This window comes from Albidovulum marisflavi, assembly GCF_025751435.1.
Taxonomy (GTDB): Bacteria; Pseudomonadota; Alphaproteobacteria; order Rhodobacterales; family Rhodobacteraceae; genus Albidovulum; species Albidovulum marisflavi.
In genome coordinates, this window is the sequence record NZ_JAOWKY010000001.1 from 1,205,580 (window position 1) to 1,230,021 (window position 24,442).

The following is a 24,442-nucleotide window of genomic DNA, read 5'->3' on the forward strand; positions in this document are numbered from 1 at the left end:
CAAGCCCAAGTGTCAGTTCCAGCAGGATACCAGGACGGTCATACCCTGTGCAATCCGCGTAAGGTCTTCGGGTGCCATGGCGCCCGAACGATCGGTGGGCATGGCCGACAGCCCCTGTTCGCCCAGTGCCGTCGCGATGACGTCGGCCTCCAACGCGTAACCCACGTCTTCGGGCAGGACGCGGCCGTTCTTGTCTTCGCGCGGCAGCAGCATGCCGACCACCGATCCCGACATGTCGAAAACCGGACCGCCCGCATCGCCCGGCAGTGCCCTGAGCGACAGCCGCGCGACCTCGGTTTCCCCGTCAAGCCCCTGCACATCGGCAAGCGTGCCGAAGGTCATCACCGGTTGCGTCAGCGCGTCGCCATAGGAATAGCCCGCGACCGCCACCTCGGCATTGCGCCGGGGCGGGACCGCGCGAAATGCGGCATGGCTCATCGGGGCGAGCGACTCGCGCGGTTTCAGTATCGCGATGCCGCTGTCGGCGCTCCGATAGACGACATCGGCCTCGTGCGTGCCGTCAAGTGTGACGCGGCCGCATTGCTTCACCGCCTCGACGGTGGTCAGGACGGTGCCCGCGCCGTCGACGTAAAAGCCGGAGCGCGACAGCACCGGGCGCCGAACCTCGATCCCGGCGATCAGGTTTTCGCGCGGTTCCGCAAGCGGCTGGCCAAGGCTGTCATCCAGGGCATGCGTTCCGAAGGGCCTGAAGCTTGCCTGCATGGTCCGAAGAACGCGGTCGGCGCGCTCGGCGTCCGAGGCGTTCCAGACCAGGGTGAAGCCCTTTATCAATCCTCCATCCACGCTTGCCTGGGTGTAGGATGCGACCGTGGAATTCGCGCCCGAGATCGTGAAGCTGTTGCGCTGGATGTCACGCGGCCCATCCAGAGGGACGATCGTCAACGTCTGCATCAGCTCGTAAAGCGCGAACAATGAATTCTGGTCACCGGGCCGCGAGATGAGCAGCACCTGGAACCCCGATCCGTCCTTTTCGCTGAAGCGCGCGAAAGGGGCGTCGTAGCGGTCGAACGCGACAAGACCAAGCGGCAGGTCGATTTCGATGCCGGCCTCGTCCTCTTGCACCCTGGTGAAGCCGAAAAGCGCAAGCTCGGCCTGGTAGGCGCCGATCAGGGCGTTGCGCTGCGACGTGGTCAGGACGCCGGTCACCGGATACCCGGCCTCTGCCTGCCATTCCGCCATGCTGCGCCGCGTGCCCGGCCCGATCGCACCGTCGATCGCGCTTGTGTAGTGGCCCGCCCACTGCAGCGCGGTCTGCAGAAGCCTGCGTTCTTCTTGTGTCAGCAACGCCTCGGACGCGTAGGCTTCGGCCTGTGTTTCCTCTGGCGCTTCGGCAGGGGCCGTCACCACGGGTTCCGGTTCGATTGCCGCCGGCGCCTCGGTCGCGCCGAGCGTCCCCACGGGCCAGAATCGCTGCCGGAACCGCGACCCGTCGGTGACGTAGCTGTCATCCGGGATCAGCCTGTCGCTTTTCAGCCGGGTCAGGGCGTAGCCCGCCTCTTCCGCCGTATAGGGGCCAAGGGCGACCGCGTACCATCCCGTCGACATCGAATACCCGACCACGTTCGGAAAGGCCCCGCCGTAAGCGCGCGCGCGCTCTTGTGCTTCCTGAAGCGTCGAATGCGCCTCTATCTGCACCCAGGACTCCTGCGCCAGCGCGACACGCGCACCCAGAAGCGAGGTGATCAGAACGACAAAGCAAAGCGCACGAAGCATACCCAGAAATTCCTTTTGTTTCCGATCGGACGAATCCGGCGTCGAAACTAGCAGGATGGGCGGCGGCGTCACGCCAAAAACCCCTTGCGCCGATTGACCGCCCCCAGGCTGTTGCCTATTGAGAACGCGCTTTCGCACCATAACAGGCCCGACATGAACACCACCGCCCCGCGTTCGTTCCAGGAGATCATCCTGCGGCTCCAGTCCTACTGGGCCGCGCAGGGCTGCGCCGTGCTTCAGCCCTACGACATGGAAGTGGGGGCGGGCACCTTCCATCCGGCGACAACGCTGCGCGCGCTTGGATCGCGCCCTTGGGCCGCGGCTTATGTTCAGCCCTCGCGCCGGCCGACGGACGGGCGCTACGGCGAAAACCCGAACCGGCTTCAGCACTACTACCAGTACCAGGTGCTGATCAAACCCAGCCCCGCGAACCTTCAGGACCTTTACCTCGGGTCGCTGGCCGCCATCGGGATCGACGCGGGCCTGCATGACATCCGCTTCGTCGAAGACGACTGGGAAAGCCCCACGCTGGGTGCCTGGGGCCTGGGGTGGGAAGTCTGGTGTGACGGGATGGAGGTCAGCCAGTTCACCTATTTCCAGCAAGTCGGCGGACATGACTGCAAGCCGGTGTCGGGCGAACTGACCTACGGGCTGGAGCGGCTGGCAATGTATGTGCTGGGCATCGACCACGTCATGGAAATGCCTTTCAACGATCCAGATGCGCCGATCGCCCTGAAATACGGCGACATCTTCCGCCAGACGGAACAGGAATACAGCCGCTGGAACTTCGACCAGGCCGACACCGAGATGCTGCTCAAGCATTTCGAGGATGCCGAGGCCGAGTGTGAGCGCATCCTGGCCGCACAGCCCGAGGACAAGGCAGGCCGCCGCATCGTCATGGCGCATCCGGCCTACGACCAGTGCATCAAGGCCTCGCACCTGTTCAATCTGCTCGATGCGCGCGGCGTGATTTCGGTGACCGAGCGGCAGGCCTATATCGGCCGGGTCCGGGCGCTGGCCAAGAAATGCGCCGATGCCTTTGTGACCACCGAAGCGGGCGGCGGGGTCGCGGCGTGAATGGCAAGATCATCGGAGGGTTCCTCGTGCTGACCGCCGCTGTCGCGGGCGCCGCGATGTATTACCTGCAGGTCTACGCCTTCTACCGGCCGGTCGAGGTCTCCTCGCCCGCGGCCGCGATCCGGCTGATGTCGCTGGGCGGCGTGCAAGAGGCGATGCTGACCTCGGATTTCGAGGGCATCGACGCCGACAGCTCCCCCCTGCGGTTCCGCGGCTGCTTCGTCACGCCGATGACGCTGGCGATGCTCAGCGAAACCTTCGAATCCTACGAGGATCCCACGCCGCTTGTCGCACCGTCCTGGTTCGACTGCTTCGACGCCGATCGTATCGGCGCGGACCTGGAAAGCGGTGCGGCCCTTGCCTTCCTGTCCGAAAAGAACATCCACCCCGGCGTTGACCGCGTCGTCGCGGTCTATCCCGACGGCCGGGCCTATACCTGGCACCAGCTGAACGAAAGCGCGGAAAAGTAAATGCCCGACCTTCTCATCGAACTCTTTTCCGAGGAAATCCCGGCCCGGATGCAGGCGAAAGCCCGCGAGGACCTGAAGAAGCTTGTCACCGACGGTCTGGTCGAGGCGGGGCTGACCTATCGCGGCGCGCAGGCCTTTTCGACGCCGCGCCGCCTGACGTTGGCGATCGAGGCGCTGACCGCCGAAAGCCGCGCCGTGCGCGAGGAACGCAAAGGTCCCGCCACGACCGCGCCCGAAGCCGCGTTGCAGGGTTTTCTGCGCTCGACCGGACTGACGCTGGATCAGCTCGAGGTGCGGGACGCGGGCAAGGGGCAGGCTTATTTCGCCGTCATCGAGAAGCCGGGCCGCAAGGCCGCCGAGATCATCGCCGAGGTGCTTGAGGCGACGATCCGCACCTTCCCCTGGCCGAAGTCGATGCGCTGGGGATCGGGTACGCTTCGCTGGGTCCGTCCGCTGCATTCGATCCTCTGCCTTCTCACCGACGACCACGGGTCCGAGGTCGTGGAGTTGAACATCGACGGCATCGCCTCGGGCGACACCACGCGCGGCCACCGCTTCCTGTCGCCCGACAGTTTCGCGGTCACTGGGTTCGACGACTATGCGGCGAAACTCAAGCGCGCCCATGTGATCCTGTCGTCGGAGGACCGCGCCGAACACATCTGGCACGACGCCACCAACATGGCTTTCGCCTCGGGGCTTGAGGTGGTCGAGGACAAGGGCCTTCTGACCGAGGTCGCGGGGCTGGTCGAATGGCCCGTGGTCCTGATGGGCAAGATCGACGACGATTTCCTGGGCCTGCCGCCCGAGGTTCTGCAGACCTCGATGAAGGAGCACCAGAAGTTCTTTTCCTGTCGCAATCCCAAGACGGGGCGGATCGAAGGTTTCATCACGGTCGCGAACAACGCCACCGCCGATCACGGCGCGACGATCCTGAAGGGCAACCAAAAGGTGCTGTCCGCGCGCCTGTCGGATGCCAAGTTCTTCTGGGAAAACGACCTGCGCACCGTCGATCAGGTGGGGATGGAGGGCATGGCCGCGGGCCTTGCCAATGTCACCTTCCACAACAAGCTGGGTTCACAGGCTGACCGCATCGGCCGCATCGAGGCGCTTGCGCGCGAGATCGCGCCGCTGGTCGGCGCCGCCCCCGACCTCGCGGCCGAGGCCGCCCGCGTGGCCAAGGCCGACCTGCAATCCGCCATGGTCGGCGAATTCCCCGAACTTCAGGGCACCATGGGCGTCTACTACGCCCGTGCCGCCGGGCTGCCCGAGGCGGTGGCGAACGCCTGCAAGGCCCACTACCAGCCGCTGGGCCCCTCCGACGACGTGCCGACCGAGCCCGTCTCCGTCGCCGTGGCGCTCGCCGACAAGATCGACACCCTGACCGGCTTCTGGGCCATCGACGAGAAGCCCACGGGGTCGAAGGACCCGTTTGCCCTGCGGCGGGCGGCGCTCGGGGTGATCCGGTTGGTGTTGATGGGCGATCTTAGGTGCAACCTAGCTGACCTTCTCGAACATGGACTTGATCTAAATGTTGTCGCGACCGCTAAGGCTGGCCATCTGGGGAAGCGGCAGCGTTTGAAGTCGAACTTCAATGGCGTTGAGGGCGAAGGTGAGACTCTCACAAGGTTTGTCGCGTTCAATAACGGCAAGATGATTTGGATGCCGGATACAGAGGATAGTGTCCGTGAGGCTTGGGTTGGTGGGAAACTCGTTCGCGTGCGCACTCCATCAAGCTTTGAAATGGTTAAGGACTATGAGGGAGAAGAAGCCGTTGCGCCAGCAGGTTCCATTGCTGGTGACCTCCTCTCCTTCTTCCACGACCGCCTCAAGGTCCACCTGAAGGACCAAGGCATCCGCCACGACGTGATCGACGCCTGCCTGGCCATGCCGGGCAATGACGACCTCACGCTGCTCGTGAAACGGGCCGAGGCACTGGCCGCCTTCCTGAAAACCGACGACGGCGAAAACCTGCTCCAGGGCTTCAAGCGCGCCAACAACATCCTGACGCAAGCGGAAGAAAAGGACGGCGTCGAATACAGCTTCGGCGCAGATCCGAAGTTCGCCGAGGACGCCACCGAACGCACCCTCTTTGACGCGCTGGACGCGGCAGAGGCCGCCATCGCCCCCGCGATGAAGTCAGAGGATTTCACCGCCGCGATGTCCGCGATGGCCGCATTGCGTGCGCCCATGGACGCCTTCTTCGAGGCGGTGCAGGTCAACACCGACAACGCGGTCGTGCGCCGCAACCGGCTGAACCTTCTGTCCCGCATCCGCGCAATCTGTCTGTCCGTCGCGGACCTGAACAGGATCGAAGGCTGACGGGGCCTTCCCGCCCCGCCCAAACGGACCCAGGGTGCCGGCGCGGCGCACCCTTTGCGCGCGATCCCGCGTGGCGCTGGACAAGTGGCGCGAACGGCGTATTCTGCAGCCCTTGAAAGGTTTGCCGCAGTGCAGAAACATACGGACTTTGCAGAGTTTACCGTGATCACCCCCTCGGCGGGGATCGAGACCGCGCGCCACGGCTGGCGCGCCAAGTGCCTGCAACGGCTGATCCGGCTTGATCTGCCGGTGCCGCCGACCGTGGCGCTGCCCTGCGACACGGTTCGCGCCATTGCAGCGGGCCAGATGCCCGACACCAAGAAGCTTTCGGCGCTGTTCCCCGACGTTCTGGTCTCGGTCCGTCCAAGCCCCGCCAACCCGGAATGGGGCGGTCCGGGGTCGGTCCTGAACGTCGGCATGAACGCGGCCATCCACGCCCGCTTCGTCAAGACGCAGGGACAGGCCTTCGCCGATGCGATCTACCTGAGCTTCGTGCAATCCTACGCCGTCCATGTCGCCCGGCTTGACCCCGACATGTTCACCGCCGAACCCTCGTCCGAGGCGCTGGCCGCCGCCCTTGCCGCCTACGAGGCGGAGATGGACGAGGAATTTCCGCAATCGCCCGCCAAGCAATTGTCCGAGGTACTGCGATCAATGGCGCGCGCCTGGGAGGGAACCACGGCGCGCCTGCTGCGCGAGGCGAAGGGCGCCCCAAGCGACGCCGCGCTTGGCCTTGTCGTCCAGGAAATGGCACAGGCGATCGGTCCGGGCCTGTCCGGCGCGGGCACCATCCAGCTGATCGAATCCGTGACCGGCGCGCCGCAGGTGACGGGCCGATTCCGCGGGCTGAATCCAGCCAACCGCAAGGCGGAGGAGACGCTTTACCTGGTCAAGGACAAGCGCGGGCATTCGCTGGAAGAAGCCGCGCCCGAGGTTTTCGCCACCCTTCAGGACCAGTGCCGCCGCTGCCGCGAATTGCTGCGAGAGGAGATGCAGCTGGAATTCGCGCTGGAGAACGGATCGCTCAAGGTCATCGACGCGACCCGCGTGAACCGTTCGGCCCGCGCGACGGTGCGCACCTCGGTCACGCTGGCCAAGGATGGCATCATCTCGCGCGAGGAGGCGATCCTGCGGGTGCAGCCGCGCGCGATTTCCGAGTTGTTGCACTATCAGGTCGATCCGCGCGTCCCCCGCGACCGCGTGGCGCGCGGCATCGCGGCAAGTCCGGGCGCGGCCTCGGGCCGTATCGTCTTTTCCGCCGCAGACGCGCAGGCCGCAGCGGCGCGGGATGAACGCTGCATCCTGGTGCGCCGGGAAACAGCGCCGGAGGACATCCGCGGGATGCATGCCGCCGTCGCCGTCCTGACAGAGCGCGGCGGTGTCACCAGCCACGCCGCGGTGATCGCGCGCGGGCTTGGCCTTCCCTGCATCGTCGGGGCTTCGGAACTGACGCTTGATCTGCGGGAAAGACGCTTTGCCACGCGCGACGGGCGCATCTTCCGCGAGGGCGACGTGGTGACGATCGACGGCACCAATGGCGAGGTGCTGGCGGGGTCCGCCGAGATGCTGGAACCCGCCCTGGACGAATGGTTCCGCACGCTTCTGCACTGGGCCGACAACGTGCGCGACATCGGCGTGCGGGCCAATGCCGACACGCCCGACGACGCCCGCACCGCGCGCATGTTCGAGGCCGAGGGGATCGGCCTGTGCCGGACCGAGCACATGTTCTTCGACGAAGACCGCCTGACCGTCATGCGCGAGATGATCTTCGCGGACTCAGCCAAGGACCGGAAGGTCGCGCTGGACCGGCTTCTGCCCATGCAGCGCGCGGACTTCATCGCGCTGTTCGACATCATGGCGGGATCGCCGGTGTGCATCCGCCTGTTCGACCCTCCGCTTCACGAATTCCTTCCGCAGGACCGGGAAGGGATGCGCGAACTGGCCGAGGCGCTGGACCGTCCGCTGTCCGAAGTCACCCGGCGCGTCGAGGCGCTGAGCGAGTTCAACCCGATGCTCGGGATGCGCGGGGTCCGCCTGGGCATCACCGTCCCGGAAATCTACGACATGCAGGCCCGCGCCATCTTCGAGGCGACCGTCGAAGCATCGCGTCGCGGGGCGACCGTGGTGCCCGAGGTCATGATCCCGCTGGTTTCCGCCAAGCGCGAGGTCGAGCTGGTCAAGACCCGGATCGACGCCGTGGCGGCGGCGGTCAAGAACGAGCTGAAGGCCGATTTCGACTATCGGCTTGGGGTCATGGTCGAAACGCCGCGCGCGGCGCTTCGTGCGGGCGAAATCGCCCAGCATGCCGCCTTTCTCTCCTTCGGCACCAACGACCTTACGCAGATGACCTACGGCCTGTCGCGCGACGACGCGGGGCGGTTCATGGGGTCCTATGTGCAGCAGGGAGTCTATGCCGAGGACCCGTTCCACGTCCTTGACAGCGAAGGCGTGGGAGAACTGCTGCTGATCGGGTCCGAACGCGGCCGCGAGGTTCGGCCTGAGGTCACGATCTCGGTCTGTGGCGAACACGGCGGGAACCCTGAATCCATCGCCTTCTGCCGCAAGGCGGGATTCGACTACGTCTCCTGTTCACCCTTCCGGGTCCCGGTGGCGCGACTGGCGGCCGCGCATTTCGCGCTGATCGACCCGCGCGAGGATGTGGATGCCGCCTAACCCTTGATTTGCGACAGGATGCGGGATGCGGCACGGGCGGGCGCGATATCGCCAGCCTCGACGGACTGGCCCAGCCTGTCCATTTCACCCTTGACCACAGGGTCGCGCGTGAGCCGCGCCAAGAGGCCCTGACGCACCTCTTCTTCGAACCAGCCGCGGGCCTGTTCGGCGCGGCGGCTGGCCAGGTGACCGCTGGAACTGCGCCACTCGGCAAGGTCCCTGATCTCGTTCCAGACCCGGTCCAGCCCGTGTTCTTCGACGGCCGAGACGGTCAGCGCCTTGGGAAAACCCTCTGGGTCCTGAGGACGCTTTCTGAGCAGTCGCAATGCGCCGGCGTAGTCCGCGCAGGTGCGGGTGGCGGTATGCTTCAGATCGCCGTCCGCCTTGTTGACGACGATCAAGTCCGCCATTTCCATGATGCCGCGCTTGACCCCCTGCAATTCGTCACCACCCGCAGGGGCGAGAAGCAGGACGAAGATGTCCGTCATTCCGGCGACCAGCGTTTCGGATTGGCCGACACCCACGGTTTCGATCAGCACGACGTCGAACCCGGCCGCTTCGCAGAGCGCCACCGCCTCCCGCGTGCGCCGCGCGACGCCGCCAAGTTCGGCTTGGCTGGGCGAGGGCCGGATGAACGCCCTTGGATCGCGCGACAATCGTTCCATCCGCGTCTTGTCGCCCAGGATCGAGCCGCCAGAGCGCGCGGAGGACGGGTCCACAGCCAGCACGGCGACGCGCAGGCCCTGGCCGGTCAGCATGGTTCCGAAAGCCTCGATGAAGCTGGATTTGCCGACGCCGGGCGTGCCTGAAAGACCGATACGCAGCGCCTGCCGACCGGACTTGGCGCAGACTTCCAGCAACTCGGCGGCCGCTTCGCGGTGATCCGCGCGCCCGCTTTCCACAAGCGTGATCGCACGTGCCAGCGCCCGGCGGTCCCCGGCGATCACGGCCTGCGCAAGATCGCGTGTTTGCATATTGGTGCTCCGGCCCTGTTGCCTGATCCGCGTTCGCCCGATGTTCGTCTCAGGCCCGTTTCTTGCCTTTTTAAGGGAAGGGATGTCCAGCACAACCGGATAGAAGCGATCGGAACCGTGTCCCTTCGGCCCGCTATGGCAAACGCCGTCTGAAACGGCGATAAGCGCCGGATGAAGGACAGGCTTCCGATAGACGACGCCCTTCCGGGGCTTGTGGACGCGCTGCGTGGCTCGGGGCGTGCAGTGCTGCAGGCGCCGCCCGGCGCGGGCAAGACGACCCGGGTCCCTCTTGCAATGCATGCGGCGGGCCTGTGCAAAGGACGGATCGTCATGCTTGAGCCCCGCCGCCTTGCCGCGCGTGCGGCGGCAGAAAGGATGGCCGCCACGCTGGGCGAGCCCGTAGGTCAGACCGTGGGATACCGCATCCGGGGCGAGGCGAGGACGTCTGCCACCACCCGGATCGAGGTCGTGACCGAGGGCATCCTGACCCGGATGATCCAGTCCGACCCCGAGCTTTCGGGTATTGGCGCGGTCTTGTTCGACGAGTTCCACGAAAGATCGTTGAACGCCGACCTTGGCCTTGCCCTGACGTGGGAGGTGCGGGGCGCGCTTCGCCCGGACCTGATGGTGCTGGTGATGTCGGCGACGCTTGACGCCGAACCCGTTGCAGCACTTCTGGACGGTGCGCCGGTCATCACCTCGCAGGGACGGGCATTCCCCGTGGAAACCCGATGGCTGGACCGGCCGCTAGACCGCACGGTTAGGTTCGAGGCCGCAGTGGCATCGCTGGTAGAGCGCGCCGTGTCCGAAACCGATGGGGGCATCCTGGTCTTTCTGCCCGGCGAGGGAGAGATCCGCCGCGTCGAAGCGATGCTGCGGGACCGCTTGCCCGGCGATTGCACGATCCGCCCGCTGTTCGGTGCGATGGAATTCGGCGCGCAGCGTGCTGCGATCGCACCCGCGCCTTCGGGGCGCAAGGTCGTGCTGGCGACATCCATCGCGGAAACCTCGCTAACGATCGAGGACATCCGGGTCGTCGTCGACGCAGGGCGCGCGCGCCGTGCGCGCTTCGATCCTGCATCCGGCATGTCGCGGCTGGTGACCGAACGGGTGACGCGGGCCGAGGCGGAGCAGCGCCGGGGCCGCGCGGGGCGCGTGGCCGAAGGCGCCTGCTACCGGCTTTGGGCAAAGGGGGAGGAGGGCGCGCTGGCGGCCTTTCCGCCGGCCGAGATCGAGGCAGGCGACCTGACCGGCCTGGCGCTGGAACTGGCCCTCTGGGGCTCGGATGGGGCGGATCTGGCCTTCCTGACGCCGCCGCCTGCGCCCGCTTTGGCCGAGGCTCGGGCGTTGCTGCACGATCTGGGTGCGCTTGACGCGTCCGGTCGGATCACTGGGCACGGCCGGGCGTTGGCGGCGCTGCCGCTGCATCCGCGCCTGGGCCACATGCTGGTCGTCGGCGGACCTCAGGCGGCGCCATTGGCTGCGCTGCTGGCCGATCGTGACCCGCTGCGGGGGGCACCCGCGGATCTGACGCTAAGGCTGCAGGCCCTGCGCGATCCCAGGCGCTACGCTGACGATCATCCCTGGCCCGCGGACCGCGCCGCCATCGAGCGGATCGGAACAGAGGCGAGGCGGCTTGCGCGCCTGGCCCCGGCGGTCGCGGATCGTCCAAGCGATGCGCAATGCGCGGCTCTTGCCTATCCTGACCGCATCGGGCTGCGCCGCGCCGGCGAAGACCCGCGCTACGTCCTGTCCGGCGGCAAGGGGGCGGTGGTGGCCGATGGCGACGCCCTGGGTCGCGCGCGGCTTCTGGTCGCGACCGATCTGGACGGCGACCCGCGTGAGGCGCGCATCCGCCAGGGTGCCGCGATATCGGAAGCCGAGGTGCGGGAGCTGTTCGCCGACCTGATCGCCTGGACGGATGTCTGCGAATGGTCGCGGCGCGAGGGCAGGGTGATTGCGCGCCGGCAGGAGCGGATGGGTGCGCTGGTGCTGGCCGAACGCAACTGGACCGATGCGCCGGATGAGGCCGTGGCGCGCGCCGCGCTGGAGGGGCTGCGCCGCATCGGCCTGCCCATGAGCGACCCCGCGCGGCGCTTTCGCGCGCGGGTCGAGTTCCTGCGGCGCGAGGGCGCGGACCTGCCCGATTTCACGGATGAGGGGCTTCTGGAACGGGCGGAAGGCTGGATATTGCCCTACCTGCGGGGCAAGCGGAATGAGGCCGATCTTCGCGCGCTTGACCTGACCGATGCGCTGCGCGCCGCGCTGACATGGGAGGAGGCGCAGCTGGTGGACCGGCTCGCGCCGGGCAAATTCGAAAGCCCGCTGGGCCGTGCGGTTCCCATCGACTATGAGGGCGAACACCCCGCTATCGCTGTTCGCCTGCAAGAGTTGTTCGGCGTTACGGTGCACCCGACGGTCGGCCCCCGGCGCCACCCGCTCAGGATCACGCTGCTGTCGCCGGCGGGGCGGCCGGTGCAGGTGACGATGGACCTGCCCGGCTTCTGGGCGTCGAGTTATGCAGACGTTCGCAAGGACATGCGCGGCCAGTATCCCAAGCACCCCTGGCCCGAGGACCCCACGCAGGCCGAACCGACGCTCAGGGCCAAGCCGCGGGGAACCTAGGCGAGGCCATCAGACGCCCAGGCACCAGCGCAGGATCGCCTTTTGCGCATGAAGCCGGTTTTCGCTTTCGTCGAAGATCACGGATTGCGGGCCATCCATGACCTCGCTTGTCGCCTCTTCGTCGCGGTGGGCAGGCAGGCAATGCATGAAAAGCGCGTCAGGCTTCGCCTCGGCCATCATGCGGGCGTTGACCTGGTAGGGACGCAGCTGGTTGTGGCGCCGCTCGCGCGCGCTTTCGGGGTCGTGCATCGAAACCCAGGTGTCGGTGACGATGGCGTCGGCATCGCGCGCAGCCTCAAGCGGATCGCGCACGATCTCGATCCGGGATCCGCGCGAGCGGGCGAATTCCACGGCGCGCGGATCGGGGTCAAGCGTTTGTGGGCCGGTGAAGGTCAGGTCAAAGCCGAACTGGCCCGCCGCGTGAAGCCAGCTGGCGCAGACATTGTTGCCGTCGCCCGACCAGACGAACTTGCGCCCAGCGATCGGGCCGCGATGTTCCTCGTAGGTCACGATGTCGGCCATGATCTGGCAGGGGTGGGATGCATCGGTCAGGCCATTGATGACCGGCACCGTCGCGTGTTCGGCCATTTCGAGCAGCGTCGCTTCCTCGAACGTGCGCAACATGATCAGATCGACGAACCGCGACAGCACGCGCGCGGTGTCGGCAATGGATTCGCCGTGGCCAAGCTGCATTTCCTTGCCCGACAGGACCATCGTCTGTCCGCCCATCTGCCGCACGCCGACGTCGAAGGAAACGCGGGTCCGGGTCGAGGGCTTTTCGAAGATCAGAGCGATCATGCGACCCGACAGCGGGGTTTCGGAGTCGGTCGTACCCTTGGGAAGGCCGTCGCGCGCGGTCTTCATCGCGCGGGCCTGGTCGATCATCGCCCTCAGTTCGTCCCGGGAAGTCTTGTGGATATCAAGAAAGCTGCGCATGTCGGCTCCTTAGTCGGGCGGCCCGGGGCGCCTTCTGCCCCGAAACCCCCGCGATCGTACTACTGTGAAGAAGAAAGGCTCTGTTCGATCCGTGCCGCGGCGGCTTCCAGCCTGCCTGCAGCCTCTGCGATCTCCGCGTCGCTGATTGTCAGCGGGGGCAGAAGGCGCAGCGTGTTGTCGGCAGCGGCGACCGTCAGGATATGTTCGGCATAGCCCGCCGTGACCAGGTCCGCCGGCGCGACACGGCATTTCAGACCGATCATCAGCCCCTGGCCGCGAACGCCCTCGAACACGTCCGGGTGGCTTGCAACCAGGGCTTCTAGACGCTGGCGCAACAGGCCCGCCTTGCGTCCGACCTCGGCCAGGAAGTCCGGTTCCGATATGATTTCCAACACCTTGGCGCCGACGGCGCAGCCCAGCGGGTTGCCGCCGTAGGTCGATCCGTGGGTGCCCGGCGTCATGCCGGATGCCGCCTTTTCGGTTGCCAGGACCGCGCCCAGCGGGAAGCCGCCGCCGATCCCCTTGGCCACCATCATGATATCGGGCGTGACGCCCGCCCATTCGTGGGCGAAAAGCCGGCCCGTGCGGCCGACGCCGCACTGCACCTCGTCCATGATCAAAAGCGCGCCGGTGCGATCGCAGGCTTCGCGTATCCTGCGCAGGTCGGCGTCGGGCATTACGCGGATGCCGCCCTCACCTTGGATCGGCTCGACCATCACCGCGGCGGTCTTCGGGCCGATGGCCGCCTCGAAGGCGGCGATGTCGCCCCAGGGCAGCTGCCGGAAACCTGGCATCAGCGGGCCGAACCCCTTGACCATCTTCTCGGACCCGGCCGCCGCGATCGCGCCAGTCGAGCGGCCATGGAAGGCGCCCTCGAATGTCAGGATCTCGATCCGGTCGGCTTCGCCCTTTTCGTACCAGTACTTGCGCGCCATCTTGATGGCGAGTTCCGCGGTCTCGGTGCCCGAGTTCGTGAAAAACACGGTGTCGGCGAAGGTCTTGGCGACCAGAAGGTCCGCAAGACGCTCCTGTTCGGGAACCCGATAGACGTTGGACACATGCCAGAGCCGGCCCGCCTGTTCGGTCAGCGTCGCCACAAGCGCGGGGTTGGCGTGGCCAAGCGCGTTCACGGCGATCCCCGACCCAAGATCAAGGTATCGCGTGCCGTCCTCGGCGGTCAGCCAGCTGCCCTCGCCCTTCACGAAGGCGATGGGGGCGCGATTGTAGGTCGGCAGAACGGTCGGGATCATGGGAAGCTCCGGTCAAGGAAGGCCAAGGGGTGCCCGAGTGCGGGCGTCATGTCAACGATTTCAGAGGGGTGTGGCGCAAGGCCACGCGATGACCGGCCCTCAGGCGCGTCGCGCCGGGCGGCAAAGGGGGCGTGAGCAATGTCGGATCCCTAGGGTCATGCCAGCCCCTTAGCGATAATCCCGCGGATTGTCCACGGCCCAGGTCACGCCCATCGGTGCCGCACAAAACACTGACTTGAGCCTGGCTAAACACGACAATTAGCGCTGGCGGCGACAGAAGCCACAGAATTTCGTTGAAGATGCCGAATTTTTGCCAAGTTTTCCGGCATCCTCGGACTTCAGTAAAAAGGAGAATGCGTTGAACCGGAATTTACGAGCCGTCGCGGATGCCGACGATCCATCCGCAGAGATGCCTCCGCTTTCGGTGACGCTGGTTTTCGCCCCTTTCGAAAAGGTTCTGCCGACCGCCACCGGCATCCTCCGCGCGCGCCACGGTCAGGTTGCGCTGGCCGAGAATGTGCTGAGTACGCCCCAGACGCTGTTCGCCGCAGAACAGCAGATGACCGAGCGGTTGCGGAACAGGACCGGCGCCTGGGTGCTTGCGCACTGGCCCATCGTGCTGTCGGAGCCCTCGGACGCGGAAGGCATTACCCTGATCGAGGATTACGGGAACGCCTGGCTTGCTGCCGCAATCGCGCGCTTGCGGCCGGGCATCTCGGTTCTGTCCCTGCGCGGCGGCGTCTTGGGCGAAGCCGAGGATGTGCACCGCTTCACCTTGCGCCGCGGTTCCCGCGTTCTGCGGCGCGTCGAGAGCCGCCGGCACGAGGTGGACGACTGGCAGGTCGTCGCATCGGGGCGGGCGCAGCCGTTCGAAGAGGCTTTGGGCGGCGACGCCGCAACGCACAGGCTTGACCGCATGGCGCTCATGTCGCTGGCGAACGGCATGGGCGTCGATCTTTCGCGCACCCTTGACGCCCGTCGCGTCTTCAGATCATGCGCCTTGATCGTTCTGGACGACAAGAACCTCGAAGAGACCCGCCTGCCGACGCGGGTCGGGCAGTCGGTGATGGAAACGGCCTTGCGGCAAGGCTTCGGCCCGGCCGATGACGGAGCCGCCGCGATCGGCGGCGAGGCATTGACCGAGGCCGAAATCGGAACCGTCGAGGCCGAAGCGCAACGCGCGATCGGCCGGGCCAGAACGGTCGAAGAGCTTCGCGACGTCCTGCTTTCCGTCGCGGCGCTATCACAGCTGGGAGATACGGGCCGCCATCGGCTTGGATCGCTTTATTCCCTTGCCCTGGCGCGGGCCTACCGGCTGGACCTGGAAAGCCTGACGACGCGGCGTCTTGAACGGGACTGGCACGATGTCGTCGCCGGTACCGAATACGCGGTGTCGCGCGACATGATAGAAAGCGATCGCGCGAAGGCTCAGCGCAACCAGGTTCTGCGCCCACTGGTCCAGCGCCATGAAGCGATATGCCGCGCGGCGCAGACGCCCGAGGACCTGATGCCGATCCTTGAAGAGATCACCGGCAGCGCCCGGCCCGAGGTCGACGCCCGCTTCAGAGAGATGGCCCTTCTGGGCATGTGCAAGCGCGCGCGGGAACTTGACCCGGACGATCCCGTGACGGCGCGTCTTGCCGAGATGCTTCTGGAATGGCAGGCGGCCGCGCGCGAGCCGTCCGGCTGCGCCCCCAAGGCTGGCGAAAGGCCGCCGCGTCCCGCCAGGCGCACACGGCTTCTGGCAGCGCAATTGCTGCGCTGAGCCCGTAGCGCTTGAAACCTCCGCCGTCAGGTTGTATCTCAGTTCGTCCCGATTAGAATGGGGCCAACCGAAAATCGCCGGCCTGCCGGCACGAAGCCCGAGGGTCAGAGATGTCCTGGACCGACGAACGCGTCGAGACCTTGAAAAAGATGTGGTCGGAAGGCCAGTCCGCAAGCCAGATCGCCAAGGAACTTGGCGGCGTGACGCGCAATGCCGTGATCGGCAAGGTGCACAGGCTTGGTCTGTCCAACCGCGTCGGTGCCGCCCCTGTGCCCGAGGCAAAGCCGAAGGCTGCCGCGACGCCGGTTCGCAACGATGCACCCCCGGCCGCCGAGGCGACGAAACCCTCTGCGGCCGCGCGCGCTGAGCCCAAGCCCGCACCCCGGGCCGTGGAGCCGGCGCCCCAGCCAGCGGCGCAGACGACCGCGCCGGCTGTCCGAAAACCGATCGTTCCGGCCGGGCAGCCGCTTCCCCCGCAGCCCTCGGTCGGCGAGATCAGCCCCGAGGCCCTGGCCTCGGTGCGAGAGGTCGAAAAGCGCGCCCGCAAGCTGACGCTGATGGAACTGACCGAGCGGACCTGCAAATGGCCGATCGGCGATCCGGCGACGGCTGATTTCTGGTTCTGCGGTCTGCCGGCGCAACCTGGCAAGCCCTATTGCGAAGCGCATGTGGGCGTCGCGTTCCAGCCGATGAGCGCGCGGCGCGACCGCCGCCGCTGATCTTCGGCCGCCGTGGCCTGACCCCCTTTCCAGCCTCGGTTCGTGCCGCTACCATCCGCGGCGCGCGAAGGAGCTTTGCATGTCTGCCATGATCGAGGTCCGCGACCTCTCGAAGACCTATGCCAGTGGCACATCGGCACTGTCAGGAGTGTCGCTTGATATCCGCGAAGGCGAGATCCTGGCGTTGCTGGGTCCGAATGGTGCCGGAAAGACCACATTCATTTCAATCCTTTGCGGCCTGGTGACGCCGTCTGGCGGGAAGGTGACCGTCGGTGGCCATGATATCCTGCGCGACTACCGCGCCGCGCGCGCGCTGATCGGCCTTGTGCCGCAGGAAATCGCGTTGGAATACTTTGAAACGGTCATCAATACCGTCCGATTTTCGCGCGGCCTCTACGGCAAGCCGGCCGATGACGCCTATCTGGAACGGATACTCAGGGCACTGGCGCTTTGGGACAAGCGAGACGCGAAACTGAAAGAGCTTTCGGGGGGAATGAAGCGCCGGGTGCTGATTGCCAAGGCGCTGTCGCACGGCCCGCGCATCCTTTTTCTGGACGAGCCGACCGCCGGGGTCGACGTGAATCTGAGGCGCGAGATGTGGGAGGTCGTCCGCGGGCTGAAGTCCGAGGGCGTGACCATCATCTTGACCACCCATTACCTGGAAGAAGCCGAGGAAATGGCCGACAGGGTGGGCATCATCGACAAGGGGCGTCTGCTTCTGGTGCGCGACAAGTCCGACCTGATGCACGAATTCGGACGCAAGGTGCTGACGGTAGAGCTGACGGAACCGATCACCGCATTGCCGCCCGCCCTGTCCAGTCTCGAACTTTCGTCGGACGGTCTCAGGGCGAGCTATCGCTATGACGCGCATGCGGATCGGACGGGGATCGCGCGGCTTCTGGCCAGTTTCGCGGCCGAGGGGATCAGCGTGCGTGACGTCGCCACCGAGCAATCCTCGCTTGAGGACGTATTCTTGCGGCTGGTGAGGGACCTCGCATGAACTGGCGGTCGATCCTGACGATCTTCAACTTCGAGATGGCGCGGTTCTGGCGGACCCCATGGGAATCGCTGGCCGCGCCGGTGGTGTCCACTGTGCTCTACTTCGTCGTCTTCGGGGCGGCGATCGGCACGCGCATCCAGTCGGTGGACGACATCAGCTATGGCGCATTCATCGTTCCGGGACTGATCATCCTGACGGTTTTGCAGCAGTCTCTGGCCAACGCCTCGAACGCGATCTTCATGCGAAAGTTCGTCGGAACAATACACGAGATCCTTGCAGCCCCGATATCCTTCATCGAGGTCGTCGCGGGGTTCGTGGGGGCGGCTGCGCTGAAGTCGGTGATCATCGCGATCGTGATCTACCTGACGGCATTGCTGTTCGTCGATCTGCCGCTTGTTCACCCCGTGCTCGCGCTGGCGCTGCTGATCCTGACATCCTTCGGATTTGCGCTCTGGGGCTTCCTGATGGGGATATGGGCCAAGGATTGGCAGCAGCTGCAGTTCATTCCAATGATGGTCATCACGCCGCTGGTCTTCCTTGGCGGCGCCTTCTACTCTGCCTCGATGCTGCCGCCGTTCTGGGAGGGCGTGGCCAAGCTCAACCCGGTGCTCTACCTTGTTTCGGGCTTTCGCTGGACGTTCTTCGGCATGGCCGATGTGCCGATCCTTTCCTCGATCATCGCGCTGGCGATCTTTCTGGGGCTTGGTTTCGTCGCGGTATGGGCGATTTTCCGGACAGGCTGGCGGCTTCGTCCCTGACATCCAAACTGGCCGCTTCGGCGCTGTTCCCAAGCCGAAAACCCGCCGAAACGAATCACCTGGAGCACGCAAAACGACGCCGCCCGGCTGATTTGACTAAGCCAATTTCTGCCGCGCCATGGCGCAATTGGCGGTCGTCTGGACTGCTACCTGTCTAGAAAGCGGGAACAAAAACGCTCTGCTTGGCGCATTCGTTGCAATTTCGCAACAAGGGTGGACAGTCTTGCCAACTTGCGCTAATCCGCCGCCAGTCATTGCCTGGGGGCCATGGCTCGTCGAAGCAATTCGGGAAACTACCAATGACAGTGCTGATGCGCTGGGCGGCTCCAGTCGTCCTGCTCTTCGGACTTGCCGGAGGCGTTCAAGCCGAGATGACGGTGAGCCAGTCGAACGATCCGGACGGATCCATTGATGTGCACATGACGGCGCTTCTGGGGCAGGAGCGTGCCGCGTTGAGCACGCTCACTTCAAGCGACGTGGCCGCGATCGCGACCGCGCCGATGAAGCCCGGAAAGTCCAAGGGCAAGGCTGTGATGTCCTACGACGGCACCTGGCTTGCCGCGCTTCCGCGGCCCGAATCCAGCGACGAACTCGATTGTCTGGCGCAGGCGCTCTACTTCGAGGCGAGGGGCGAGTCGATCAAGGGCCAGGCCGCGGTGGCCGAGGTCATCCTGAACCGGGTCGATAGCCCGTCGTTTCCCAAGACCGTCTGCGCGGTGGTGAACCAGGGCGGCAACGGCGGATGCCAGTTTTCCTACACATGCGACGGGCGTGCCGAGGTGGTCGCTGAACCCGAGGCGTGGAAACGTTCGGCCAAGATCGCGGGCGCGATGCTGGATGGCGCGCCGCGGATTCTGACCGAAGGTGCTACCTATTTCCACACCCCGCAGGTTTCCCCGTCGTGGTCCAAGCGGTTCGAACTGACCGCAACCATCGGGGCGCACCTGTTCTACCGCGCCCCGATCGTCACGGCGCTGAACTGATCTCTGGCGTCGCGTCCGTGCTGCCCATTCGTGTCCGGTCCCGCTAGCATGGGAAAACCTTGAGGGACGGAACATGACGGACGACATCGCCCAGGCCTTTGACCACCCGGAGGCGCGATCCCGCGCTACTGCGACGCTCGCGGACAGGCTTTCCCTGCGCGATTTCATCGTATCGGCGGACATAGGCGCGTTTCAGGAAGAACGCGGCGCCGAGCAGCGTCTGCGCTTCAACATCGTCGTTGAAATTGCGCCTCTGCCCGAAGGGCTGGATGATGATGTCGACCAGATCCTGTCGTACGATCGGCTGATCGAGGCCGTCGAGGCAGAGTTGGCGCGCGAAAGGCTCAACCTTCTGGAGACCTTGGCCGACGGCGTGGCGGCGCGCATCCTTGCCGAACCGCAGGCGCAAAGGGTCTTTGTGCGGATCGAGAAGCTGGATCGCGGCCCCTTCGCGCTTGGTGTCGAAATTGTGCGGGAGGCAGCGGACAGTCCTGTCGACGAAGCGCCTGCCCCGCATCCCGTCGTCATCCATTTCGGGGCGGACGCCCTGATGGCAACCGATCTGGCGGCGCGTTTGGAAAGCCACATGGACGCAGCCAGCCCGGTCGTTGTCACGCTGGGCCTGCCGCCCGAACCGCGACCGGCCGCTGCGACCGAGGACGCGCGCCGCCGCATCGCGCTTCTGGCGATTGAACAGAACGCCTGGGCATTTGCCGCACGCGATCCACGGCTCAAGGTAGTGGCCTCGCGCACCGAGCTCGACTGGGCGATGCGCCACGGCCGCACCGCCGTCTGGGCGCCTTCGAAGCTGGTGCTGGATACGCCGGGTGCGCCGCTTGCGTCGGCCGAGGATGGCGCCGCGCTCGCCGTCTGGCTGGCCGAGACGCTGGAGGCACGCCAGCTTGTCGTTCACGGCAGTGTCACCATCCCGGCGGGAAGCCGCGTGCCCGTACAGCGCCGCTGACAGCCGCCTTGCCAATCGCAACGCTTCGTCGGAAAACCGCGCCATGGAATACTTTCGACCAATCGCGATGACCGATCCCGCCCGACCCGAGGGCGCCTTGACCCTTGCCGGGGGCTGGTGCTGGTTCGACAGGGTCGAGGTGCTGACGCGGCAGGGACCGCGCGGCATGATCCCAGCCAGCGAATTGCCCCCTGAGGCCAAGGCGGCGCTGACCGATCCGCGCCCCGATTTTCTTGGGATGGGCTTGGACCGGCCAAGGATCATGGGCGTCCTGAACGTGACGCCCGACAGCTTCTCTGACGGGGGGCTTTTCGCCGAAGCGGCCGCCGCGCGGGCGCACGGCCTGGCGATGGTGACGGCAGGCGCCGACCTGATCGACATCGGAGGGGAAAGCACTCGGCCCGGCGCAGCCGATGTCCCGCTTGCAGAAGAGACCGACCGAACGGTGCCGGTGATTTCCGCGCTGAGGCAGGCAGGGATAACCACGCCCATCTCGATCGACACGCGCAAGGCGCCTGTCGCCTGCGCGGCGCTGAACGCCGGGGCCTCGATGGTCAACGACGTCTCGGCCTTTGCCTATGACGCGGCCCTTGGCCATCTGGTTGCCGCGCGCGAGGTGCCGGTCTGCCTGATGCATGCCCTGGGCGTGCCCGCCACGATGCAGGACGACCCGCGCTATGCCGACGTGCTGCTTGACGTCTACGACTATCTTGCCGAGTGCGTGCGAGAGGCGGAGTCGGTCGGAATTCCCCGCGCGCGCATCCTTGTCGATCCCGGTATCGGCTTTGGCAAGACGCTGGAACACAACGTGGCGCTTCTGAGGGGGCTGTCGCTTTTCCATGGGCTTGGATGCGGCGTTCTGCTGGGCGCCTCGCGCAAGCGTTTCATCGGCACGTTGGGCGGTGCCGATGCCGCCGCCGATCGAGGACCGGGCACGATCGCGGTCACGCTTTCGGGTATTGCCCAGGGTGTGCAGTGGCACAGGGTGCATGATATCAAAGAAACAAGGCAGGCCATCCGGCTCTGGCAGGCGGTGACGGCGGGAGACATGCAATGACGCGCAAGCTTTTCGGAACCGACGGGGTCAGGGGCACGGCAAACACCCATCCCATGACTGCCGAGATGGCCTTGCGGCTCGGTGCGGCAGCCGGGCGCTATTTCCGCACCGACGGGCGCAACCGCCACCGTGTCGTCATCGGCAAGGACACGCGGCTGTCGGGCTACATGCTGGAAAACGCGCTGACCGCGGGTCTGACCTCAACCGGGATGAACGTGCTGCTGCTCGGTCCGGTGCCAACGCCCGCCGTGGGTTTCCTGACCCGTTCGATGCGGGCCGAGTTCGGGATCATGATTTCGGCCAGCCACAATCCCGCGCATGACAACGGCATCAAGTTCTTCGGCCCGGACGGCTTCAAGCTGTCTGACGAGGCCGAGGCGAAGATCGAATCCATCGTCGCGGGGCAGATCGAACCGGCCCAACCGCAGAACATCGGGCGTGCGAAACGCATCGACGACGGACTGGGGCGGTACGTCGAATACGCCAAGACGACCTTCCCGGCGCGAGGGCAGCTATCGGGCCTGAAGGTGGTCATCGACTGTGCCAATGGTGCTGCCTACAAGGCGGCGCCCGAGGTTCTCTGGGAGCTTGGGGCCGAGGTCATTCCAGTCGGCGTGGCTCCGAACGGTCTGAACATCAACGATGGATGTGGCTCGACCAACACCCGCACGGCGGCCGAGGCGGTCGTGGCGCACGGGGCCGATCTTGGCATCAGCCTGGACGGCGACGCGGACCGGGTGATGATCCTGGATGAAGCCGGGCAGGTTGCCGACGGGGATCAGATCATGGCGCTGTTCGCGCGCCGGTGGGCCGAAGCCGGTCGGCTTCGCGGCGGTGCGCTGGTCGCGACGGTGATGTCGAACCTCGGGCTCGAACGGTTCCTGGGCGGGCAGGGATTACGGCTTGAGCGCACGGCGGTTGGCGACCGCTACGTTGTGGAACGGATGCGGGAAGGCGGCTTCAACCTGGGCGGAGAGCAGTCGGGGCACATCGTCATGACGGACTACGCGACAACCGGCGACGGGCTGATCGCGGGCTTGCAGTTCCTGGCTGCGATGGCAGAGACCGGCAAGAAGGCGTCCGAGCTTGTGCGTCAGTTCGAGACCGTGCCCCAGATGTTGAAGAATGTGCGCTATGCGGCCGGGCAGGAGCCTTTGGCCGCCGATAATGTGCGAAAAGTGATCGGAGAGGCAGAGGCGCGGCTGAACGGATCGGGCCGTCTCCTGATCCGAAAGTCGGGGACGGAGCCCCTGATCCGCGTCATGGCCGAATGCGAGGACGAAGCACTTCTGGCCGATGTGGTCGGCGGGATCGTCGCGGCGGTGGAAGATGCGGTCTAGCGGCGCGCGATAGCGCGGGGTTGCGCGCGTTCGTCCGCGCCCTTCCGCCGGTCAGTGGAGGCGCAGATGCGGCGGAATGAGCGCCAGAAGCTCGCCGGTCTTCGGGTCGAAATGGGCCCCGACATTGGCGGACGTCAGCGCGCGGTCGAAGGCGTTTGCATTCCTGTTCCAGCGGACCCGGTCGGGCTTCGACTTCGTCCAGAACTCGTTGTCGTCGTTAACGACCGTCATCGTCTTCGGCGCGCGTGGCAGGGCGGCACTGAGCAGAAGGACCAGCGTGGCTTGCACGAGATACGCTTGGCCGATCGGGTGCATGTTTGCGATCCGTGTCTGGACCGTTTGCCGGGTCAGGCTGCCGAGAAGCGGAAGCGCCCCGAGATTGGCGCGCGACAGGCCGAAGCGCTGCCACTTCTGTTGCATGTTGTAGGAATAGGCTATGTTCCCGGCCACGACGAGAAGGGCGGTCAGGACAATGGCTTGCCGCAGACCGGGCACCGTAAGGTGGACGCGCGTGAATTCGTCCGCCAGGGCGCGCACCTCCTTGTCGCGTTCGTTCGCGAACGCCGGGTTGGGGCGGAATGCACAGCTCGCACCGGCGGCGACAAGGCCGGTGCCAAATGCCCTTCGGTCCATCTTCCCCTCCTGACTTGTTGAGGGGAAAAGCCTACCATCGCTTCGGGTGCGGACAAAGGAAAAGCCTGCCGGGCGCGACACGCGCCTCCCGGCAGGTAAGTCAGCAGGTCGTGCGGATCAGTTCCGCGACTTGTCCACCATCTTGCCCTTGGAGATCCAGGGCATCATGGCGCGCAGCTTTTCACCGACCTTCTCGATCTGGTGCTCGTCGTTGATCCGGCGGGTCGCCTTGAAGAACGGCTGGCCGACAGCGTTTTCCTGCATGAAGTCACGGACGAACTTGCCGGTCTGAATATCGGACAGAACCGCCTTCATCCGCGCCTTGGTCTCGTCGTAGGGCAGGATGCGCGGACCGGAGACATACTCGCCATACTCGGCCGTGTTCGAGATCGAGTAGTTCATGTTGGCGATGCCGCCTTCGTAGATCAGGTCCACGATCAGCTTCACTTCGTGCAGGCACTCGAAATAGGCCATTTCCGGCTCGTAGCCGGCTTCGACCAGGGTCTCGAAGCCCATGCGGATCAGTTCGACCAGGCCGCCGCAAAGCACGGCCTGCTCACCGAAGAGGTCGGTTTCGCATTCCTGGCGGAAGTTGGTTTCGATGATGCCGGAACGGCCGCCGCCGATGGCGGAGCAGTAGGACAGGCCGATTTCCATGGCCTTGCCGGTCGCGTCCTGATGGACCGCGACGAGGCAGGGGACGCCGCCGCCCTTGGTGTATTCGCCACGCACGGTGTGGCCGGGGCCCTTCGGTGCCATCATGATGACGTCGACGCCGGGCTTCGGCTCGATCAGGCCGAAATGCACGTTCAGACCGTGGGCGAAGGCGATCGCCGCGCCCTCGCGCAGGTTGTCGTGGACGTATTTCTTGTAGGTTTCAGCCTGAAGCTCGTCCGGCATGGTAAACATGATCACGTCGCACCAGGCGGCCGCCTCGGCGATGCCCATGACCTTGAGACCTTCCTTTTCGCACTTTGCGGCGGAAGCCGAGCCTTCGCGCAGCGCGATGACCACGTTCTTGGCGCCGGAGTCGCGAAGGTTCAGCGCATGGGCATGGCCCTGCGAGCCGTAGCCAAGGATGGCGACCTTCTTGTCCTTGATCAGGTTGATATCGCAATCGCGATCGTAATAGACGCGCATGATGCATTCCTTTCTTGGTTTCTGG

At 65.8% G+C, this 24,442-nt stretch carries 19 protein-coding genes; 13 read left to right on the forward strand and 6 right to left on the reverse strand.

Translation table 11 applies throughout. The features are described 5' to 3' along the window. Positions 1 to 12 precede the first annotated feature (12 nt). The gene (locus OEW28_RS05820; RefSeq protein WP_263733759.1) at positions 13 to 1,734 is read right to left on the reverse strand and encodes a trypsin-like peptidase domain-containing protein; all 1,722 of its coding nucleotides are present in this window, start codon (positions 1,732 to 1,734) and stop codon (positions 13 to 15) included. Between the two features lie 153 nt (positions 1,735 to 1,887). Here OEW28_RS05820 and OEW28_RS05825 point away from each other — a divergent pair, with 153 nt between their 5' ends. The 4 genes from OEW28_RS05825 to OEW28_RS05840 all read left to right on the forward strand — a co-directional run bounded on the left by OEW28_RS05825 (position 1,888) and on the right by OEW28_RS05840 (position 8,273). Next, a complete protein-coding gene (locus tag OEW28_RS05825) occupies positions 1,888 to 2,811 on the forward strand; it encodes a glycine--tRNA ligase subunit alpha (RefSeq protein WP_263733760.1) in 924 nt (307 codons plus the stop codon). Next, positions 2,808 to 3,281, forward strand: coding sequence for a DUF6446 family protein (locus tag OEW28_RS05830; protein WP_263733761.1), 474 nt, complete (start codon positions 2,808 to 2,810; stop codon positions 3,279 to 3,281). The genes OEW28_RS05825 and OEW28_RS05830 overlap by 4 nt, the downstream gene beginning before the upstream one ends. After that, positions 3,282 to 5,600, forward strand: coding sequence for a glycine--tRNA ligase subunit beta (gene glyS, locus OEW28_RS05835; protein ID WP_263733762.1), 2,319 nt, complete (start codon positions 3,282 to 3,284; stop codon positions 5,598 to 5,600). A 129-nt stretch (positions 5,601 to 5,729) separates the two neighbouring features. Next, complete coding sequence (locus OEW28_RS05840) at positions 5,730 to 8,273, forward strand: pyruvate, phosphate dikinase (RefSeq protein WP_263733763.1); 2,544 nt, start codon at positions 5,730 to 5,732, stop codon at positions 8,271 to 8,273. Here OEW28_RS05840 and meaB read toward each other — a convergent pair. Continuing rightward, entirely contained in the window at positions 8,270 to 9,247 is a 978-nt protein-coding gene (meaB, locus tag OEW28_RS05845; protein ID WP_263733764.1) for a methylmalonyl Co-A mutase-associated GTPase MeaB, read from the reverse strand. The two genes, OEW28_RS05840 and meaB, sit on opposite strands and share 4 nt — an antisense overlap. A gap of 171 nt (positions 9,248 to 9,418) precedes the next feature. On the opposite strand from meaB, the gene hrpB reads away from it, so the two are divergent. Next, positions 9,419 to 11,872, forward strand: a complete 2,454-nt coding sequence (gene hrpB / locus OEW28_RS05850; protein ID WP_263733765.1) for an ATP-dependent helicase HrpB — start codon at positions 9,419 to 9,421, stop codon at positions 11,870 to 11,872. A gap of 9 nt (positions 11,873 to 11,881) precedes the next feature. Here the strand turns inward: hrpB and argF are convergent, their stop codons facing one another. Together argF and OEW28_RS05860 are read right to left on the reverse strand one after the other, a co-directional pair. Continuing rightward, positions 11,882 to 12,808 carry an ornithine carbamoyltransferase gene (gene argF, locus OEW28_RS05855; RefSeq protein WP_263733766.1) on the reverse strand — a complete coding sequence of 309 codons (927 nt, stop codon included), beginning with the start codon at positions 12,806 to 12,808 and terminating at the stop codon, positions 11,882 to 11,884. Positions 12,809 to 12,867: 59 nt separating this feature from the next. Then, complete coding sequence (locus OEW28_RS05860) at positions 12,868 to 14,058, reverse strand: aspartate aminotransferase family protein (protein ID WP_263733767.1); 1,191 nt, start codon at positions 14,056 to 14,058, stop codon at positions 12,868 to 12,870. A 358-nt stretch (positions 14,059 to 14,416) separates the two neighbouring features. Here OEW28_RS05860 and OEW28_RS05865 point away from each other — a divergent pair, with 358 nt between their 5' ends. The 8 genes from OEW28_RS05865 to glmM all read left to right on the forward strand — a co-directional run bounded on the left by OEW28_RS05865 (position 14,417) and on the right by glmM (position 22,644). After that, on the forward strand, positions 14,417 to 15,823 hold the full coding sequence (locus OEW28_RS05865; RefSeq protein WP_263733768.1) for a hypothetical protein: 1,407 nt from the start codon (positions 14,417 to 14,419) through the stop codon (positions 15,821 to 15,823). 110 nt (positions 15,824 to 15,933) lie between these two features. Further along, the gene (locus OEW28_RS05870; protein WP_263733769.1) at positions 15,934 to 16,542 is read left to right on the forward strand and encodes a GcrA family cell cycle regulator; all 609 of its coding nucleotides are present in this window, start codon (positions 15,934 to 15,936) and stop codon (positions 16,540 to 16,542) included. A 79-nt stretch (positions 16,543 to 16,621) separates the two neighbouring features. After that, positions 16,622 to 17,542 (forward strand): ABC transporter ATP-binding protein, encoded by a 921-nt coding sequence (locus OEW28_RS05875; RefSeq protein WP_263733770.1) that lies wholly within the window; start codon positions 16,622 to 16,624, stop codon positions 17,540 to 17,542. Continuing rightward, the gene (locus OEW28_RS05880; protein WP_263733771.1) at positions 17,539 to 18,300 is read left to right on the forward strand and encodes an ABC transporter permease; all 762 of its coding nucleotides are present in this window, start codon (positions 17,539 to 17,541) and stop codon (positions 18,298 to 18,300) included. Before OEW28_RS05875 ends, OEW28_RS05880 begins: the two co-directional genes overlap by 4 nt. A 299-nt stretch (positions 18,301 to 18,599) precedes the next feature. Continuing rightward, positions 18,600 to 19,283 (forward strand): cell wall hydrolase, encoded by a 684-nt coding sequence (locus OEW28_RS05885; RefSeq protein WP_263733772.1) that lies wholly within the window; start codon positions 18,600 to 18,602, stop codon positions 19,281 to 19,283. 73 nt (positions 19,284 to 19,356) lie between these two features. Beyond that, positions 19,357 to 20,247, forward strand: a complete 891-nt coding sequence (locus tag OEW28_RS05890; RefSeq protein WP_263733773.1) for a dihydroneopterin aldolase — start codon at positions 19,357 to 19,359, stop codon at positions 20,245 to 20,247. Between the two features lie 43 nt (positions 20,248 to 20,290). Continuing rightward, positions 20,291 to 21,304: a dihydropteroate synthase gene (folP, locus tag OEW28_RS05895; protein ID WP_263733774.1), complete on the forward strand. Its 1,014-nt coding sequence runs from the start codon at positions 20,291 to 20,293 to the stop codon at positions 21,302 to 21,304. Next, positions 21,301 to 22,644 carry a phosphoglucosamine mutase gene (glmM, locus tag OEW28_RS05900; protein WP_263733775.1) on the forward strand — a complete coding sequence of 448 codons (1,344 nt, stop codon included), beginning with the start codon at positions 21,301 to 21,303 and terminating at the stop codon, positions 22,642 to 22,644. Before folP ends, glmM begins: the two co-directional genes overlap by 4 nt. Before the next feature lie 51 nt (positions 22,645 to 22,695). On the opposite strand, the gene OEW28_RS05905 is transcribed toward glmM, so the two are convergent. Both OEW28_RS05905 and ilvC read right to left on the reverse strand, forming a co-directional pair. Beyond that, entirely contained in the window at positions 22,696 to 23,277 is a 582-nt protein-coding gene (locus OEW28_RS05905) for a hypothetical protein (RefSeq protein ID WP_263733776.1), read from the reverse strand. A 117-nt stretch (positions 23,278 to 23,394) separates the two neighbouring features. Then, a complete protein-coding gene (gene ilvC, locus OEW28_RS05910) occupies positions 23,395 to 24,417 on the reverse strand; it encodes a ketol-acid reductoisomerase (protein WP_263733777.1) in 1,023 nt (340 codons plus the stop codon). Between the last annotated feature and the right edge of the window lie 25 nt (positions 24,418 to 24,442).

Bases quoted from the DNA above. Each gene is read 5' to 3' on its own strand.
- OEW28_RS05820 (WP_263733759.1), bottom strand. From the start codon at position 1,734: ATGCTTCGTGCGCTTTGCTTTGTCGTTCTGATCACCTCGCTTCTGGGT.
- OEW28_RS05825 (WP_263733760.1), top strand. From the start codon at position 1,888: ATGAACACCACCGCCCCGCGTTCGTTCCAGGAGATCATCCTGCGGCTC.
- glyS (WP_263733762.1), top strand. From the start codon at position 3,282: ATGCCCGACCTTCTCATCGAACTCTTTTCCGAGGAAATCCCGGCCCGG.
- meaB (WP_263733764.1), bottom strand. From the start codon at position 9,247: ATGCAAACACGCGATCTTGCGCAGGCCGTGATCGCCGGGGACCGCCGG.
- hrpB (WP_263733765.1), top strand. From the start codon at position 9,419: ATGAAGGACAGGCTTCCGATAGACGACGCCCTTCCGGGGCTTGTGGAC.
- argF (WP_263733766.1), bottom strand. From the start codon at position 12,808: ATGCGCAGCTTTCTTGATATCCACAAGACTTCCCGGGACGAACTGAGG.
- OEW28_RS05860 (WP_263733767.1), bottom strand. From the start codon at position 14,058: ATGATCCCGACCGTTCTGCCGACCTACAATCGCGCCCCCATCGCCTTC.
- OEW28_RS05870 (WP_263733769.1), top strand. From the start codon at position 15,934: ATGTCCTGGACCGACGAACGCGTCGAGACCTTGAAAAAGATGTGGTCG.
- OEW28_RS05875 (WP_263733770.1), top strand. From the start codon at position 16,622: ATGTCTGCCATGATCGAGGTCCGCGACCTCTCGAAGACCTATGCCAGT.
- OEW28_RS05880 (WP_263733771.1), top strand. From the start codon at position 17,539: ATGAACTGGCGGTCGATCCTGACGATCTTCAACTTCGAGATGGCGCGG.
- OEW28_RS05885 (WP_263733772.1), top strand. From the start codon at position 18,600: ATGACAGTGCTGATGCGCTGGGCGGCTCCAGTCGTCCTGCTCTTCGGA.
- OEW28_RS05890 (WP_263733773.1), top strand. From the start codon at position 19,357: ATGACGGACGACATCGCCCAGGCCTTTGACCACCCGGAGGCGCGATCC.
- folP (WP_263733774.1), top strand. From the start codon at position 20,291: ATGGAATACTTTCGACCAATCGCGATGACCGATCCCGCCCGACCCGAG.
- glmM (WP_263733775.1), top strand. From the start codon at position 21,301: ATGACGCGCAAGCTTTTCGGAACCGACGGGGTCAGGGGCACGGCAAAC.
- OEW28_RS05905 (WP_263733776.1), bottom strand. From the start codon at position 23,277: ATGGACCGAAGGGCATTTGGCACCGGCCTTGTCGCCGCCGGTGCGAGC.
- ilvC (WP_263733777.1), bottom strand. From the start codon at position 24,417: ATGCGCGTCTATTACGATCGCGATTGCGATATCAACCTGATCAAGGAC.